The following is a 13,744-nucleotide window of genomic DNA, read 5'->3' as shown; positions in this document are numbered from 1 at the left end:
GCGGACGGCATCCGGATGCCCTGCATCGGAGACCGGAATGGCCTCAGTGCCGCCCGCGGCGGCGGAGGAGGATTCTCGGTTTGCTCGGTGACCCGGCGTGGGCACCGGGGGGCGACAGCGCCCCGGCACCCGCGCGTCATCGCGCCCCGAGGGCCGAGGAGCGAGTGGGCCGTGCCCGTTCCCGCCTGCCGCCAGGCGCCTGGCCCGCACCACGGCGCGACGTTCTTCTGCGACCCGGCAGACCTGGTCTGTTTCCCCTTGACCAGCCCCGTGGTCAAGGGGAAACCGCAGCGCCCGCGCCCCTGGTCAAGGGGGGGAGCCGTCAACGTGGTCAAGGGGTTGCCCGCGGCGGCCGGGAGACCAGAGCCAGAGGGACAGGTCCGAGTCCGCGGACCGAGCGCTCAGCATCAGACATGCGTCCTCGGCCCTTGGCAAAGCGGCTTGCTCCAGGATGCCGGAGTGCACGGCATCGCCGGACGATGCCCTGCACCCGGGACGCCGGCGCGGTGCATCGGATCGTGGAGCGGTGCCCACTCATCGACGATGCGGCGCACTGCACCGGGTGCACGACATCCTGCCGACGGGGTGCATCGGATGCCGAACATCGGGCCCCGTCCGGGCCCAATGCACGAGGGTCGATGCATCCGGTGTCCGTACATCGGATGTCGAGCATCCGATGTACTGGGCGATGCTCGGCACTCATCCTCCGACGCAGCCAGTGCACGGCGCGGGCGACGACGCGGTCCGTCGGCATCGCCCGCGGGCAGATTCCGGTGCACGATCCGGGCATCAACCTGGCGGGGCGACGGCCTCTGGGCGCCGGTCATCCGGCCTGCCCGCGCTTCGCGCTTCCTGCCGCTATGGGGCACAAGGCCAAGGGGAGCCGGAGCGCCCTGCCAGCCCCGCCTCTGCGCCGGGTTTCCCCTTGACCAGCCCCGTGGTCAAGGGGAAACGACTCCGTCGGTCGACCCTGGTCAAGGGCTAGCGGTGCCCTGGGGTACCGGCCCGGCTGCTGCCGCTTCAGGAGCGTCCGTGAGCCCGGGAATTGCGACCAGGTGGTGCGAGGAACCCGGCCGAAGAGGGACCCGGACATCGGCACCCGCGCTGTGCATCCCGTCCAACACGAAGGGGGGAACCTCGGGTCGGTGCGACCCGTCGATGCCTCGGGCCGTCGGCTCACGATGCAACGCAGTCGAGCTGGCGGGCACGGCACCGGACGCACAAGCCGGCAGCACCCAGCGCTGGCCGGGTGCACCCGCCGCCGTCCCAGCCGGTGCACTGGTCCGGCGCCCGGTGCGGCACCGGAGTCGTCACGCGTGCATCGGCCTGCTCTTCGCGGCAGGGCCGGCACAGGCTGTCCTCGACCGCGCGGTTCACCTTGAGGACGGTGCAGCCGCATCCGCGGCACTGGCCCCGGGGGATCGCAGGCGCCGGTGCCGCAGGTGCCGCACTCGCCCCGGTGCCGGTCATGACCGGCATTGGATGCCGGGCATCGGAGCAGCCTTCGGATTCTGCGGCGACGCGGTGCCGGTCGCGCACGATGTCCTCGCACACCGGGCACCGGCGGCCGCTGCTCCACAGCACGCCGGCTTCGCAGTCGTGGATCCCGCAGCCCCAGTGGGGCAGGCCGACGCCCAGGATCCACCGGCCGGGGTCCTTGATCTCGTCGCTCATGGTGCGGGCGTACCGGCTGGTCAGCCGGTGCCGCAGCCGGGCGTCGTCAACGCCCGAGCGCAGCTGGCGGCCGACTTCGCGGGCGATGCGTCGCTGGACGTAGACAGTCGCCTGCCGGTAGAGCCAGTGCACCGGTTCGAGGACGGAGTGGACGCGGGCGCTGATGGTGAGCCGGGGTCCGGAGTAGCTCTGCCCCCGGCTGGTCAAGGGGGTGGCCGCAGGGGTGGTCAAGGGGGTCTTGTTGTCATCCGCGCGCAGCGCGAGCCCGTCCTCGGCCGGCGAGTGGGGCGGCTGGGCAGCCGGGTTTTCCACAGCTTCATCCACCTGTACTTCGCCTACGGCGGGTGAGGAGAGCGCGCGTTCGTCTTCGGGTCGGTCAGTTCTAGGTTCTTCCTTGTTCGCGAGCGATCCCGCATCAGCCGAGGAACCCGATCCCTCACCAGATGCAGAGGTGGAAGGAGCGGGAGCGGCGGCCGGAACCTGCTGTCCACAGGCGGATTCGGTGACGGTGCCGGGCGGGATGTCGTGGGCGATGAACCGGTGGCGTCCGCGTGCACCGGCGCGCCGCTCCACCGTGATCCACCGTGCGGCCTCCAGGTCGTCGACGATCTCCCCTGCGGCCGCGGTGGTCAGCGTCCGGCCGGCTCGCGGTCCACTGTGGTGGTGGAGGACCCCTGCGATCTCCGTCTCCGTCAGCGGGATCGACTGGACCTGGGCGTAGGCGATGAGCGCGTATGCGCGCAGCTGCCGCGGGGTGAGGTCCTCGGCGGCCGCCACGGGGATCCAGACGAACCGCTCGGTCTTCGTCAGGGCGCGCACGCGGCGCAGCGCCGAGGTCCCGGAGCCCCCGGGCAGGGACCTGCGGGTCGAGGACAGCTCGATGACACCGTCGGGCCCTGGACGTCTGAGCTGCGTCATGCCGCGTTCGACCGATGCCTTCGACAGACCGAGGTACTGGGCGATGGTCGCGGTGGCGGCCGTGCAGCCCTCGGGCCGGGACGCCAGGGCGGCGATCTTGACGTACACGCTCACCGCGACGTCGGCGTACTGCGGGGAAGTGATCAGGCGCAGGGGCACCTTGACCCGCTGACGGCGTGGCGGGCGCTCGGCTGCGCCCGTCGGCGGCGGGACGGCGGACTGTGCTGCTGTGCTGGGCACGCTTCTCCTGGCGCGCTGGTGCCGCGGGGCGGTGACCTGGGCGCGCTGGGTCTCGACGGCGTCCCGGGGGACGCGCTATCTGGGGTCTGGCCAGGGGCACTCGGACGGAAGCTGAAGGGACGGGGCCTTCAGCTGCTACGGGTGTCGAAAAGCCCGGCGGTGTGACAGCTGGGCCGAGAAATTCCTCGACGGGCCTGTGACCTGCAGGTCAAGGGGGTGCCCGAGGACGTGGTGGACCCCCTTGACCAGGTGCCGGGGCGGCCGCGGGCCAGGGTCTGTGACCCAGGGGACGGCGCTGCTGGTCAAGGGGGTCCTGGCGGACCTGGTCAAGGGGGAACGTGCGGTGGCGGCTCCGGTCCGTGCGCGGGCCGGCTCGTGCGGCGGCCGGGCCGGCACACGCAGTGTCGGAGCCGTCACGGACGGGCGAAAAGTGGCCCTGGACGCTGCGGAATAGGGGTGGCCGAGCTGACAAAGGGCATGACTGTGCTGCAAGATGGACCCCGTTCTCCCGGGTCACCCCGGGAAACGACAAACCCCTTCGGGGGGATTGCTGCTGGAGGGCAGTGATCGCCGGACCGAATCGGTCCGGTCCTCGCTCGGACTGGGCTGCTAACCCGGATCTGAGCGGTGACGGCCGGCGCAGGAGCTGCTAACTCCCAAGTCGGCGAGGAGGGCGAGGAGCGACCTTTGCTAGAGGAGCCCGCCCGGATGTTCTACGACATGACCGGCTCCCCCTTCCCGGGGGACTGCTGTGAGCGGCCGAATCCGAGCGCGCCGGACAGCATCCGCAGCTGAGTCCCGGAGGCCGCGCGAAGTCCGCACGGTGTCCGGTAGTGCACGATGCTGGTCATTGGGGAACCGCCTTCTCGGTTCACCGGGCCCTGACCGGGCGCTGCGCGCCTGGGCCCCGACGGTGAGGCGTAGTGGATCAAGCGGATGCCACCCTATCCCCTGACGGGCGCCGTGCACATGCATTGGGAACGCCGCCGGCCGACGGACTTCCCGGTCCCGAAAGGCATCCCCGTAACAGGGCAGTTAGGCGCAAGAGTCCTTAACTTGCGCTGTCTACCTCAATAGTTACGAGATCGGACCGTACTACCGTCAAAAGGCAGGAAGTTGGTCGTTCATCCGTGAAGCCGACTCTGCGGATCTCCATCACGACCGCGTTCCCCTGTGCTCGGAGGAAGCCGCGCTCCTCCGGCGTGGCCGGCCGCGCCGACCAGCTGCTGGTGTAGCGCGCCTCCTTCCCGAGCGGGCCGTCGGTGAACGGCCCGACAGTGGCGGCCTGCCCAGCAGGGCCCGATGGCATCGCCTTCGGGGTGAACAGCGTCTGGAACGCCCATGGGGAACCGCCGTGCAGCAGCACAGCCTGCCGGACGAAGAGAGGGACGCTCGGGGTGATGCCGAGTGCCTCCGTCGCACCGGGGTCCGCGCTGCGGCCGCTGGTCCGCAGGTCGTTGTAGCCGAGGTCATCGGTATCGGCCGGCCAGAGGAGGCCGTCGCCGTGCAGCCGCGCCCGAAGCGGTGCGGCCGGCTGGAGCACCCGGGCCTTGCGGCGCGGCGCCGTCTCTACAAACCCCTCGCGCTGGAGAATCTCCAGGGCCTTGCGCATCGTGTCGCGTACGACTCCGTACCGCTCCGCGAGCTCGCGCCCGCCGGGCAGTTCCTCGCCGACGCCGAACTTCCCCTCCAGGATGTCGCGGCGTAGTTCCGCGGCGGCGCGCTCGTGCGGGTGAGGGGTCGTCATGGGCACATACTGCCTCACCCGCCAGCGCGGCTCGGTCATCTCACTTCCTCCGCTCTTGACGTGATCAACGATCAACGTGCATCATCTGGCCTAACTGGACTATGCCAGATAGGCCAGATGGCGCGTGCGGTCCCCGGGACTTGCCCTCCCGGAAACCGCGACACGCGCCTCACCCACCCGTCACAGGAGATGAGACCGCGTGAACACCATGATGGCAGCCCCGCTGCCGGCCCAAAGCCGGCCACGGGCAACAGCTGAAGCCGACATCGCCCACTTCATCGCCGAGGCCGAGCCGCCCGACAGCCTCGTCGCCGGCGGCTTCCTCGACCGCCAGGACGGCCACTACGTCGCCCAGCAACTGCGCACGCCCCAGCTGCGCCGAGCGATGAAGTACTCGGTCTGCCTGGCGACCGACCCGGACATCGGCCACTTCTACCAGGAGGACGGGGAGACGGACGCCGACTGGCGCCGCCGCCGCGCCCGGACAGTCCGTGACCACTGCTCCGTGTGCCCGGTGCGCGCCGCATGCGCCGAACTCGCGCTCCGCGAGGGCGACACGGCCGGCATCCGCGGCGGTCTGACTCCCGAGAGGCTCAAGCGCCGGCTCGCGGAGGAGCGCCTGCGGCTGGACGCGGCCGCCGCCGAAGACCACCGCACCGCCCAGGAGCAGCAGGACCGCATCGCCGCGGCGCACGAAGTACAGAAGCTGGCTGGCCAGTACCTCGGCGGATCCGTTCCCGCCGGCACGCGGGAGAAGAACCGCCGCGCGATCGCCGCAGCACTCCAGCGGCGCGACGAACTCGTCGCGGCCCATCGCCGCACCGCCGGCTGGACGGAGGCCGCGTGAACACCGACGACGAGCGCGCCCGCACCCGTGCCCTGGTCCGCTGCCTCGCCCGCCGCGACGACGCCGTCCTCCTGCCCGTCCTGGTCCCGGTCGGCACGTCGGCACCGCGCATCCACCCGCTCACCGTGCTGCTCCTGGCCCAGCTTCGCCAGGTGACCCTCGAGCGCGACGCCTACCGGGCCTGGATCACCCAGGACCCGGCGCCGCTCGGCGACGGGCAGCTGCGTACCCGCGCCGCCGATGCGGCCGGCTTCCTTGCGGGGAGGGATTCCCCGTGAAGTCCGACCTCGTCCCCCGCGGCGTGGCCGTGGCCGACCTGCTCGGCAGCTGGCAGTTCGTCCTGGGGGCGCTCGTCCTCACCCTCGGACCGGCGATCGCCCTGCGCAGGCACCGGCTCGCCCAGGCCGCGCTCAGCGACGACGAACGCGCCGCGGCCGCGGAACGCCGCGGCCGGCGCATCGAGGACGTCCTCACCGTCGTCATCGCCACAGCCGCGGCCGCACTGTCGGCCACCGGGCTGCGCAGGGTCGGCCGTCACCAGATGGGCCTGACCGACCCCTTCGATCTGCTGCCCTTCGTCGCCCTGGACGTCGCCGCCATGGTCTGCGGACGCCGAGCCCGCCGCCGTGCTCGCGTCGGCGAAGGCCCGGGCCTGTCCGGGGCACTCTTCTGGATCCTCGCCGGCATCAGCGCGGTCTTCTCCGCCGCCGAAGCCACCTCTCTCCTCGGCTCCGCCGTCCGCGCCGTCTGGCCGGTACTGGCTGCCGTGCTCTGGGAGATCGGATCCCTCGAAGAACGCCGCACAGCACGCGCCGGCCGCGGCCGCCCCGACCGCCGGATCGCCCTGGTACGCCTGTTCCACCCCGTCGAGGCATTCCGCGTCGCGCTGCTGCTCGCCGCCCGGCAGGACCTGTCACAGGAAGAGGCCACCGCCGACATCCGCGTCGGCAGGGCCGCCCACCGCTGGTACCGGCTGCGCCGCACCCAGGAAGCCGCCAAACACGCCGGCGGGATGACCAGCTGGGCATACCGGCTGGCCGAGATCCATGCCGACACCCGTGCCCAGCGCGCCAGCGAGAGAGCGGGATGCTCCGACACCCATGTCCTGGAGCAGGTCGTCGCACGGCTGCAGATGCGGGTGCTCCAGACGGACATGGCGGGGATGAACCTGCGCACGACCAAGGCCTTCGAGCACCTCCGCAGCACCCTGATCGGCACCATCCCCGCCATCCTCCCGCAGGACCCCGCCCCCCATCCCCGCAACCCATCCCACCCGGCCGACGAGGAGAACCCCCAGGCCACAGCAGGGATGGGGACACACGAGGACACCTGCGACGGGAGCGGCGACACCGGCGCGGGCAAACCCGACCCGGACGAGGACACGCACGGGGATGAGCCTGCACCGGCCGACCACAAGACCGACGACGAGGTCATGGCCGCCTTCGTCGAGACCGTGCCACGGAAGGACGACGGTGCCTTCGCCTGGGGCATCAACAAGTGCGCCAGCGCGCTCGGCATCGGCAACAAGCGAGCGAAGCGGTTCCTGGACACCCAGCACGAGTGGCTGCCGCAGGTACTCAAGACCCGCACAGCCGCAGGCACCGTCGCCGCCGGCCCGGACCACTTCGACGAGGCTGTCGCGGTCGGTAACGGTCTCCAGCCAGTTGACGCCCCCAGCACGTTGCCCATCTCCCGGACCCTGGCCGAGCAGCCGCCCCTGGACGAGCTCCTCACCCCGGCCGCGGGTGACGGCTTCGCACGGCTCGGCAGCGGCCTGCTCGTCCCCGCCGGCGCCCGGCAGTCCTGACTCGACGCTTGCTCCGCAGGGCGCCGTGATGCTGCCCGCGAGCACGATCACGAGGAACGCACCCCATGACCACCTTCGACGAGCACGTCGACGAAGTACTCGCCCTCATCGCCCCGGACCGGTCCACGGCTGCCCGGCCACGGCCCGGACAGCCCGCCCGCGCACCGAAGGCCGGCCGCCCCCGTCTGGTACTCGTGCGCTGCGACTCCGAGGGGACGTTCCGGCGATGAGCAGCTCCCGCAACACCCCTTTCACACGCAGGCGAAGGCGCACGCGGGATCACCGCCTGCCCGCTTCCGCACGCAGGGGCCAGGCGGTAGGAGCCGACGAGAGACCGCTTCAGCGCATGCTGGCCAAGGTCGGCGCGCGTCCGGTCGGCCACGCAGACACACTCGCCGGCGACCCCGCCCGACCGGACGAGACAGCATCCTCCACACCGCCGACGGCCGGCTGGACGCCCGCCGGGGAGACGGACCCGTCCGCCGCCCCTCCCCGGGGCGCCCCGCGCCTGCTGGACTGGCGTCTGCCGGACAAGCCCGAGCTGGCGCTCCGCGATCCGAAGGGCGAACCGGAGCCCGAACGGGCGGAGAAGCAGCCGGACACCGCACCGCAAGACAGCGGTCCCGAGGAGCAGCCCGGGGTTGGCGGCCGCGTCCGGGCCTGGGCAAACAGTGCAGGGGAGCGCGTCGTCGGCCGGCTCCCGGCCGCTGTGAGGGAGCCGGGAGAAGACCACGACGAAGACGGGGACGAGGAGCGGACGGGGGATGATTCGGACGGCCTCCACCGCCCGCGCCTTGGCAATGTGCCGCGACTTCGCCAGCGAGGTCGTCGACCGCCGTTCGCGGCCCCCGGCCTCGTCCAGGTCCTGCGACCGGCGCAGGAACGCCGCTCGCTGATCGAGGCGATCCGCTCCACTCCACCCCGCCCCATGTCGTCTGGCTGTTCTACTCCGGCAGTGCCCTCGGTGTAGGGCTGTGGCGCGGCTGGCCGCCGTGATCGCCGAGCGATGGGGCACCACCGGGGTTTCCCGCGCCCGGACAACGAAGAGCGCAGGGACACCCGTGAAGACGGAACGGCCCGCGCTCGGCCCGCTGACCGCTCGCCTCGCGGAGGTCCTGACCCCGCCCACGAACACCTCGGCGCCGGCCGACCAGAACGAGACCGCTCCCGCGCAGGGCCCGTACGGCATGGGCGAGGAGTCCGCTCAGCCCCCGGCCGACGGCCCCGCAGAAGACCTAGGTGCGCATCGTCCCCGACCTTGAAAGGGGGCCTTCAGCCTGGCGCGTCGAGCGGCTCCCGGAGTGAGTGGCCCCCGCGGGCAGTCCGCACGCGTCGAGGACCCTCGGACTCCCGGCGGGTGGTAGCCGCACCGACGGAGGGGCGGCGGCAGCCTGCTGACCGTCAACTGCCCGACCAGATCCTGCGGAACGTCCGGGCGTCAGGTGAGACCCATTCAACTACCGTTGCAAAAACCAGATTCAACATGTAATTTCATTGACGGCGGGAAAGTCCGCCCTCCCTGTTGTCACACGCAGCTCGCGCACAACACCTGTAGCCAACGAGCGCACCCACCCACGCCCAGGAGATACCTCGTGCCCACCATCCACGCACTCGTGATCACCTCGACAGCCGCCGCTGCCCTGGCACTCACGGGATGCTCCACCGAACCGCCCCTCCGACACGGAGAGGTGATCGCCAAGCACGGCCAGGAGGGCCGCTGGATCACGGACTACGAGAACGTCTACCGAAACAACTGCACCAGCGTCCACACCAGCGCCTTCACCATGCCCCTGACCGGCCGCTCGACCGGAGGCAGCGGCAGCGGCAGCAGCTCCAGCGGCAAGGGCAAGAGCCTCACGGGCGGATCCAGCAAGAGCAACGGAACCAAACCGGGCGGCACAAAGCCCGGAGACAACTCACTCACGTCCGGCGCCAGCAACGGCAGCTCCACATCGGGCTCGTCCGGCTCCACGGGAGGCCAGCCGACCCAGCGCTGCCACAAGGAGTACGCGGGCCGCAAAGAGACCGGCCGGCACTGGCAGGCGGGGCGCTGGGAGCTCAAGCTCCGCGACGGCGACCGCACCGGCTGGATCAAGGTCTCCGAACACACCTACGACACCACCGACCTTCACGACCACATCTGAGACCAACAGGAAGCCGACGCCGTGCCCACACCGCCCGACGACGCCGACCCCTACGAGCACCTCACCCAGGCCCAGCTCCACCCCGTCACCGACTCCCCCTGGCTCGGCCAAACCGTCCACGGCCCCCGCCGAGCCAGATCCACGGTCGAGCGCGTCTACGCCACGCCGTTCGGCGTAGACGTCGCCCTGTGTCTGCACCGGGCGTCCGTCTACGACACCCTCCGCCTGGAGACCACCGACATGCTCTCCACGCCCGAGCGACCCGCCGCCCAACGAACCGCCTACCTCCGCAACTACCGGCAACTGCTGCTCCTCCACGGCACCGTCGTGGACGGCACAGCGACCCTACGGACCCACCGAGCCATCCAGCGCCGCACCGCCATCTGGCAGCAGTTCCACCACGCCAAGGTCTACGTGGAGGCCGCCCTCCTCGAACGAGTCGAGACCGGCGACCGCGTCGTCAACAACCTCGGCGTCCAGATGACCGTGACCGACCCGGATGCCAAACGATGCCGACTCATGGGCTGGCGCACCCAGATGCAGGTCGAACTCACACCCGACTTCCTCAAGTTCAGCGGCCCCTGGGGCTGGCCCGACGGCCGCGGCACCCGGCACATCGAGCACGAAGGGTGGGGCCTGCTCCCCACCCTCGGCCTCATCTGACCCACACCACAAGACAAGAAGGGGACCGACATGCCCAACCGACCACACTGCGCCCTTCGAGCCGGCGACCCCCTGCCACGCGACCAGTTACACCACCCACCCAGACCAGCGCCGAAGCCCCCTCACACAGCGTCGTCCCGCCGAGAACCCCAACCGCTCGGCGGGACGACGCATACCCCGCACCCCCATACGGGACCGGCCACCGACCGACCGCCTACTCCAGAAAGCACACGCAATGCACGCCACCCTGCACCCCGAACACACCATCCACGCCTACCGACAAGAGAGGCCATCCCTCACTCGCCTGATCCGAGAAGCCCAGTGGGCGTACTACCAACTCACCTACGCACTGGAGCACCAGCCGGACACCGACGCAATCCTGATCCTGCGACGCCACCAAGCCCTCCACCTCGGCGCTCTCTGCGACGTCCTCGCCCTGCGAACAGGCGACCCCAACCTTCATGAAGCTGCCCGAGACCACGGCGACATGCTCCGAGAAGTCGACAGCATGAGCCTCCACGACCACCCACGCAACGGGCGCGACCACCTCCGCACCCAGTACGGACACCTGCACGGCCACGCCCGCGGCGCAGCCCACGCAACCCCACTGCCAGCCCTCTCACCCCTGCGCCGCCTGCCACTCCAACGCACCGGACCCTGGCTGGTACACCACATGTGCGACCACTACGCCTGGGCCCTCCTCGGACAGTCCCCCCAGTTCCCCGGCATCGACGTTCCGCACGAACAGCGGCGACACCTGATCACGCAGGGCGTGATCCTCGACTGGGCCGCTTCGGCCTCCCCCACCGACACGGCCACGACCACCGCAGCCGCCCGAGCCGGCCACGCCCTGCGGGCACTCGACAGCCAGCCTGCCCTAGACGACCAAGGCGCTCGCGCCTACCTCCTGGACATCGCCCTCGAACTCGACGACCAGGACCACCAGGACGACGACCCCCACCCCCTGGACTGCGCAGGGGGATGCGCCGGCGACGGAGAAATCCTCACCGTGCTCACCTGGGAGCACCACGGCGAAGGCATCTACACCCCCGTCCACCAAGAACCGATCCTCTGCCTCGGCACGGCCACCAGCCACGCAGCCGACTGCCCCACCTGCGAAGGGCACGGCTACACCTACCGCTCGGGATACCGCGAACTCTGCCTCGACGGCAGGACGGCCGAAGTCACCCACCAGGACGGCTGACCCCCCGCCCGGGTGCCGGCGCACGGCCGCCGGCACCCCCTGCACACGCAGCTCCCGCTCGCCGCCACGAACAGAGATTTCTCCCCCCTGACGGTCCGGGAGAGAGATTTCTCCCCCAGACCGGCACAGAGACTTCTCCCCCCTGCCCGGCACAGCCGAGCAACATAGGGGGTTATTTCTCCTCCCTTCACACGCGGCCGGGGAGAAATCACCCCCCCCTCAGCGCCGGCCACCATCACACCCCGAAAGGGGAGAGATCTCTCCCCCTCGGCCAGCACCACCGGAGACAGAGAAATCTCCCCCCTCGGGCCAACAAGGCCCCAGGCGCACCGCGCAGCACTCCTGGGCCAGGTCGCCCTACGAGTCGCCCTACGAGTCGCCTCACGAGTCGCTCTACGAGTCGCCTTACGAGTCGCCCTACAAGTCGCCTCATCGCGACGGCCGAGACAGAGAAAGCAGCACGTCACAAGCTCGGTCAAGGGGTACCGGCCGCACCGACTACTTCTCTACGAGACCCCCAAAGGCACTGAGGACACAGCGAAGAACAACAAACCAACAGCGGAAAGGCAGAAGCCAGACGACACACGGAACCAACGACAGCAACGAGAACGGGCGGAACAGCCACAGACAACGACACACGGAACTCACGGAGCAGCACACCAACACGAAGAAGCAGAAGAGCCGGAAGCGAACAGCAGAAGAGCAAGAGCCGAGACACGAACACCAGACAGAGACACGAGACGAGACGCGAGACAAGCCAACGACCAACGACCAACGACAGGACACCGACCACGAGACCAAACGGGATCACGCACGACACCAACGGGCACCGGAAAGCCTGCGGCCCCACCCAGCGAAACGCTGAGCGGGGCGCGCACCGAGGAGGAGAGGAGAGCGGGAATCACTCGCGCGCGCGGATCATCCGCAACGCGGCCGCGCGCCCGCTGGCACGGAAGCGCTCGCCCGCCTCAACACGGACCGCACGCGCCCGCAGGAACGCGGCGGCGGCCCCCATGTCCCCGCCCGCTGCGCGGGCGAGCAACTCGGCCATCCTGTCCGACTCCATCGCACGTCCCTTCGTCGCCACAGTTCAGACCTGCGGGTTCTTCTCGTACGTCAGCTCAAGATCTGACCCCTTGTCCGTGAACCGGAACCCGGCATGCAACAGCGCGGCAACGACCTCCGTACGCACAACCCCGCTCTCCCCATCAATCCAAGGGGCCGGGGCGGTACGGCGCTCCTGCTCCGTGGCGTACCACCACCACACCGACACCCAACTACCCCCGACGTGGACGTAAACGCCGCTCCCGTCGCGCTGCATGTACCGCGCCATCTGGACCCCGGCGGCCCGGAGCGCAGCCGCTACGGCCTTCCCCAACCGGGCGTTACCGTCGATCCTCGCGCCGTTCTCCGCCATGATCGCGGCCACGTCATCCGGGGTGGCGGGCCGGTAGGTCATCGTGCGGCCGGTCCTGCTGAACGTGACCGTGAACGAACCGTCCGCGTGATCCTCGGTCGGGTTGGCGGCGGTCTGGGCGTCAACAATCCGAGCCTCGGTGAGGCCACGCCCACCGGTCGATCCGGCGTACTGGTAATAGCCGGTCACGCGAGCAACAGAGCGCGTCATGAAAGACCCTTCGGCAAGGTTGGAAACAGTGCGCGGACGTTGCCCGGCGGACTGAGCCGAGCAAGGAACTTGAGTTGCGCCGACGGGACTCGAACCCACGACATCGCCCTTATAAGAGGCGCGCTCTACCAACTGAGCTACGGCGCATCACACCCCGCCCGTGTCACCCGAACTCACCCGGAGCCCAATGGACAAGCGCCGGACGACACGGACGGAGGTCTGTGCCCCGGGAACCAACGACATGGTCCCCGGGTACCGCCACCCCACGGGGCGCGGCCAACTCCCCCAACCCGGACCCGGCCCGGGGCTATAGGGGGAGTGACCCCGGGCCGGGAGTCTGAGAAGTCAGGAAGCGATGCCGGAAGACAGGGCACGTTCCCGCGCGTCTTCCAGGTCATGCATGGCGAAGATCCAAGCCAGCCGCTCCGTGGAATGAGGTTCGCCGTACGGAAGTCCGGTTTCGGGGCAGAGCGGTTCCGGCTCCGAAACCTTGGAGTCGGAGGGTGCAACTGCCTTCGCGAAACGACGGAGCAGGGCGAACATGGGGGCTCCCATCAGGGGGTGGGTTGAAGCCGGCCGGATCGGCCCGCCTGATGTAACTAGAATACATGGTGAAAAATGATTTGGCAACGTCTCTAGACCGGAATCCGGGGGGACTGCGCATCCAGCCGCGCCCCGTGGCAGTCAGGGCAGAGATCCGCCCCCTGCTCGGTGTCGTTCCCGCACTCCTCACCCCACCCGGGGCAAGTACGACTCTGAGGCGTGTTGTTGGGCTGCGGCATGGGGTGGGCTCCGCGTAGCCCTCGACCAGCTGCATCGTGTACTCGCTCACCGGCGGCTGCCGGGTGTCGGTCCGGGAGAGCCGGATCCAGT

The 13,744-nt window shown here is 70.2% G+C and carries 14 protein-coding genes, 1 tRNA gene and 1 pseudogene; 8 read left to right on the top strand and 8 right to left on the bottom strand.

Going from position 1 to position 13,744, the window contains the following annotated elements; genetic code table 11:
• Positions 1-1,176: 1,176 nt before the first annotated feature.
• The 3 genes from ABZ896_RS22855 to ABZ896_RS22845 all read right to left on the bottom strand — a co-directional run bounded on the left by ABZ896_RS22855 (position 1,177) and on the right by ABZ896_RS22845 (position 4,579).
• On the bottom strand, positions 1,177-2,832 hold the full coding sequence (locus tag ABZ896_RS22855) for a hypothetical protein (protein WP_360931948.1): 1,656 nt from the start codon (positions 2,830-2,832) through the stop codon (positions 1,177-1,179).
• A gap of 713 nt (positions 2,833-3,545) precedes the next feature.
• Positions 3,546-3,683: a hypothetical protein gene (locus ABZ896_RS22850; protein WP_360931946.1), complete on the bottom strand. Its 138-nt coding sequence runs from the start codon at positions 3,681-3,683 to the stop codon at positions 3,546-3,548.
• Positions 3,684-3,883: 200 nt separating this feature from the next.
• The gene (locus ABZ896_RS22845; RefSeq protein ID WP_360931944.1) at positions 3,884-4,579 is read right to left on the bottom strand and encodes a GntR family transcriptional regulator; all 696 of its coding nucleotides are present in this window, start codon (positions 4,577-4,579) and stop codon (positions 3,884-3,886) included.
• 208 nt (positions 4,580-4,787) lie between these two features.
• On the opposite strand from ABZ896_RS22845, the gene ABZ896_RS22840 reads away from it, so the two are divergent.
• From ABZ896_RS22840 to ABZ896_RS22805, 8 genes are all read left to right on the top strand, one after another.
• A complete protein-coding gene (locus ABZ896_RS22840) occupies positions 4,788-5,426 on the top strand; it encodes a WhiB family transcriptional regulator (protein WP_360932068.1) in 639 nt (212 codons plus the stop codon).
• Positions 5,423-5,704: a hypothetical protein gene (locus ABZ896_RS22835; protein WP_360931941.1), complete on the top strand. Its 282-nt coding sequence runs from the start codon at positions 5,423-5,425 to the stop codon at positions 5,702-5,704. Before ABZ896_RS22840 ends, ABZ896_RS22835 begins: the two co-directional genes overlap by 4 nt.
• Positions 5,701-7,233: a hypothetical protein gene (locus ABZ896_RS22830; RefSeq protein ID WP_360931938.1), complete on the top strand. Its 1,533-nt coding sequence runs from the start codon at positions 5,701-5,703 to the stop codon at positions 7,231-7,233. Before ABZ896_RS22835 ends, ABZ896_RS22830 begins: the two co-directional genes overlap by 4 nt.
• Positions 7,234-7,298: 65 nt before the next feature.
• Positions 7,299-7,463: a hypothetical protein gene (locus ABZ896_RS22825; protein WP_360931935.1), complete on the top strand. Its 165-nt coding sequence runs from the start codon at positions 7,299-7,301 to the stop codon at positions 7,461-7,463.
• A gap of 831 nt (positions 7,464-8,294) precedes the next feature.
• Positions 8,295-8,495 (top strand): hypothetical protein, encoded by a 201-nt coding sequence (locus ABZ896_RS22820; RefSeq protein WP_360931932.1) that lies wholly within the window; start codon positions 8,295-8,297, stop codon positions 8,493-8,495.
• Positions 8,496-8,825: 330 nt separating this feature from the next.
• The gene (locus tag ABZ896_RS22815; RefSeq protein ID WP_360931929.1) at positions 8,826-9,377 is read left to right on the top strand and encodes a hypothetical protein; all 552 of its coding nucleotides are present in this window, start codon (positions 8,826-8,828) and stop codon (positions 9,375-9,377) included.
• A 21-nt stretch (positions 9,378-9,398) separates the two neighbouring features.
• Entirely contained in the window at positions 9,399-10,040 is a 642-nt protein-coding gene (locus ABZ896_RS22810) for a hypothetical protein (RefSeq protein ID WP_360931926.1), read from the top strand.
• A 235-nt stretch (positions 10,041-10,275) separates the two neighbouring features.
• Positions 10,276-11,244, top strand: a complete 969-nt coding sequence (locus tag ABZ896_RS22805) for a hypothetical protein (protein ID WP_360931924.1) — start codon at positions 10,276-10,278, stop codon at positions 11,242-11,244.
• Between the two features lie 901 nt (positions 11,245-12,145).
• Here the strand turns inward: ABZ896_RS22805 and ABZ896_RS22800 are convergent.
• From ABZ896_RS22800 to ABZ896_RS22780, 5 genes and pseudogenes are all read right to left on the bottom strand, one after another.
• Positions 12,146-12,310, bottom strand: a complete 165-nt coding sequence (locus tag ABZ896_RS22800) for a hypothetical protein (RefSeq protein WP_360931921.1) — start codon at positions 12,308-12,310, stop codon at positions 12,146-12,148.
• A gap of 24 nt (positions 12,311-12,334) precedes the next feature.
• Positions 12,335-12,871 carry a hypothetical protein gene (locus ABZ896_RS22795; protein ID WP_360931918.1) on the bottom strand — a complete coding sequence of 179 codons (537 nt, stop codon included), beginning with the start codon at positions 12,869-12,871 and terminating at the stop codon, positions 12,335-12,337.
• A gap of 74 nt (positions 12,872-12,945) precedes the next feature.
• Positions 12,946-13,018: transfer RNA gene (locus ABZ896_RS22790), tRNA-Ile, on the bottom strand.
• A gap of 198 nt (positions 13,019-13,216) precedes the next feature.
• A complete protein-coding gene (locus ABZ896_RS22785) occupies positions 13,217-13,414 on the bottom strand; it encodes a hypothetical protein (protein WP_360932073.1) in 198 nt (65 codons plus the stop codon).
• A gap of 247 nt (positions 13,415-13,661) precedes the next feature.
• Positions 13,662-13,744 (bottom strand): annotated as a pseudogene (locus ABZ896_RS22780) (N utilization substance protein B); the annotation flags it as partial.

Origin of the sequence: Streptomyces sp. NPDC047072 (genome assembly GCF_040643855.1) — a bacterium.
In the GTDB taxonomy this organism is placed as follows: domain Bacteria; phylum Actinomycetota; class Actinomycetes; order Streptomycetales; family Streptomycetaceae; genus Streptomyces.
Note: the sequence above shows the minus strand (reverse complement) of the source record. Positions and strands in the feature narration are given on the sequence as shown.

What these genes read in the sequence shown, in the direction of transcription:
- ABZ896_RS22850 (WP_360931946.1), bottom strand. Translation starts at nt 3,683, where the DNA reads ATGACCAGCATCGTGCACTACCGGACACCGTGCGGACTTCGCGCGGCC.
- ABZ896_RS22785 (WP_360932073.1), bottom strand. Translation starts at nt 13,414, where the DNA reads ATGTTCGCCCTGCTCCGTCGTTTCGCGAAGGCAGTTGCACCCTCCGAC.
- ABZ896_RS22845 (WP_360931944.1), bottom strand. Translation starts at nt 4,579, where the DNA reads ATGACGACCCCTCACCCGCACGAGCGCGCCGCCGCGGAACTACGCCGC.
- ABZ896_RS22825 (WP_360931935.1), top strand. Translation starts at nt 7,299, where the DNA reads ATGACCACCTTCGACGAGCACGTCGACGAAGTACTCGCCCTCATCGCC.
- ABZ896_RS22800 (WP_360931921.1), bottom strand. Translation starts at nt 12,310, where the DNA reads ATGGAGTCGGACAGGATGGCCGAGTTGCTCGCCCGCGCAGCGGGCGGG.
- ABZ896_RS22805 (WP_360931924.1), top strand. Translation starts at nt 10,276, where the DNA reads ATGCACGCCACCCTGCACCCCGAACACACCATCCACGCCTACCGACAA.
- ABZ896_RS22840 (WP_360932068.1), top strand. Translation starts at nt 4,788, where the DNA reads ATGATGGCAGCCCCGCTGCCGGCCCAAAGCCGGCCACGGGCAACAGCT.
- ABZ896_RS22795 (WP_360931918.1), bottom strand. Translation starts at nt 12,871, where the DNA reads ATGACGCGCTCTGTTGCTCGCGTGACCGGCTATTACCAGTACGCCGGA.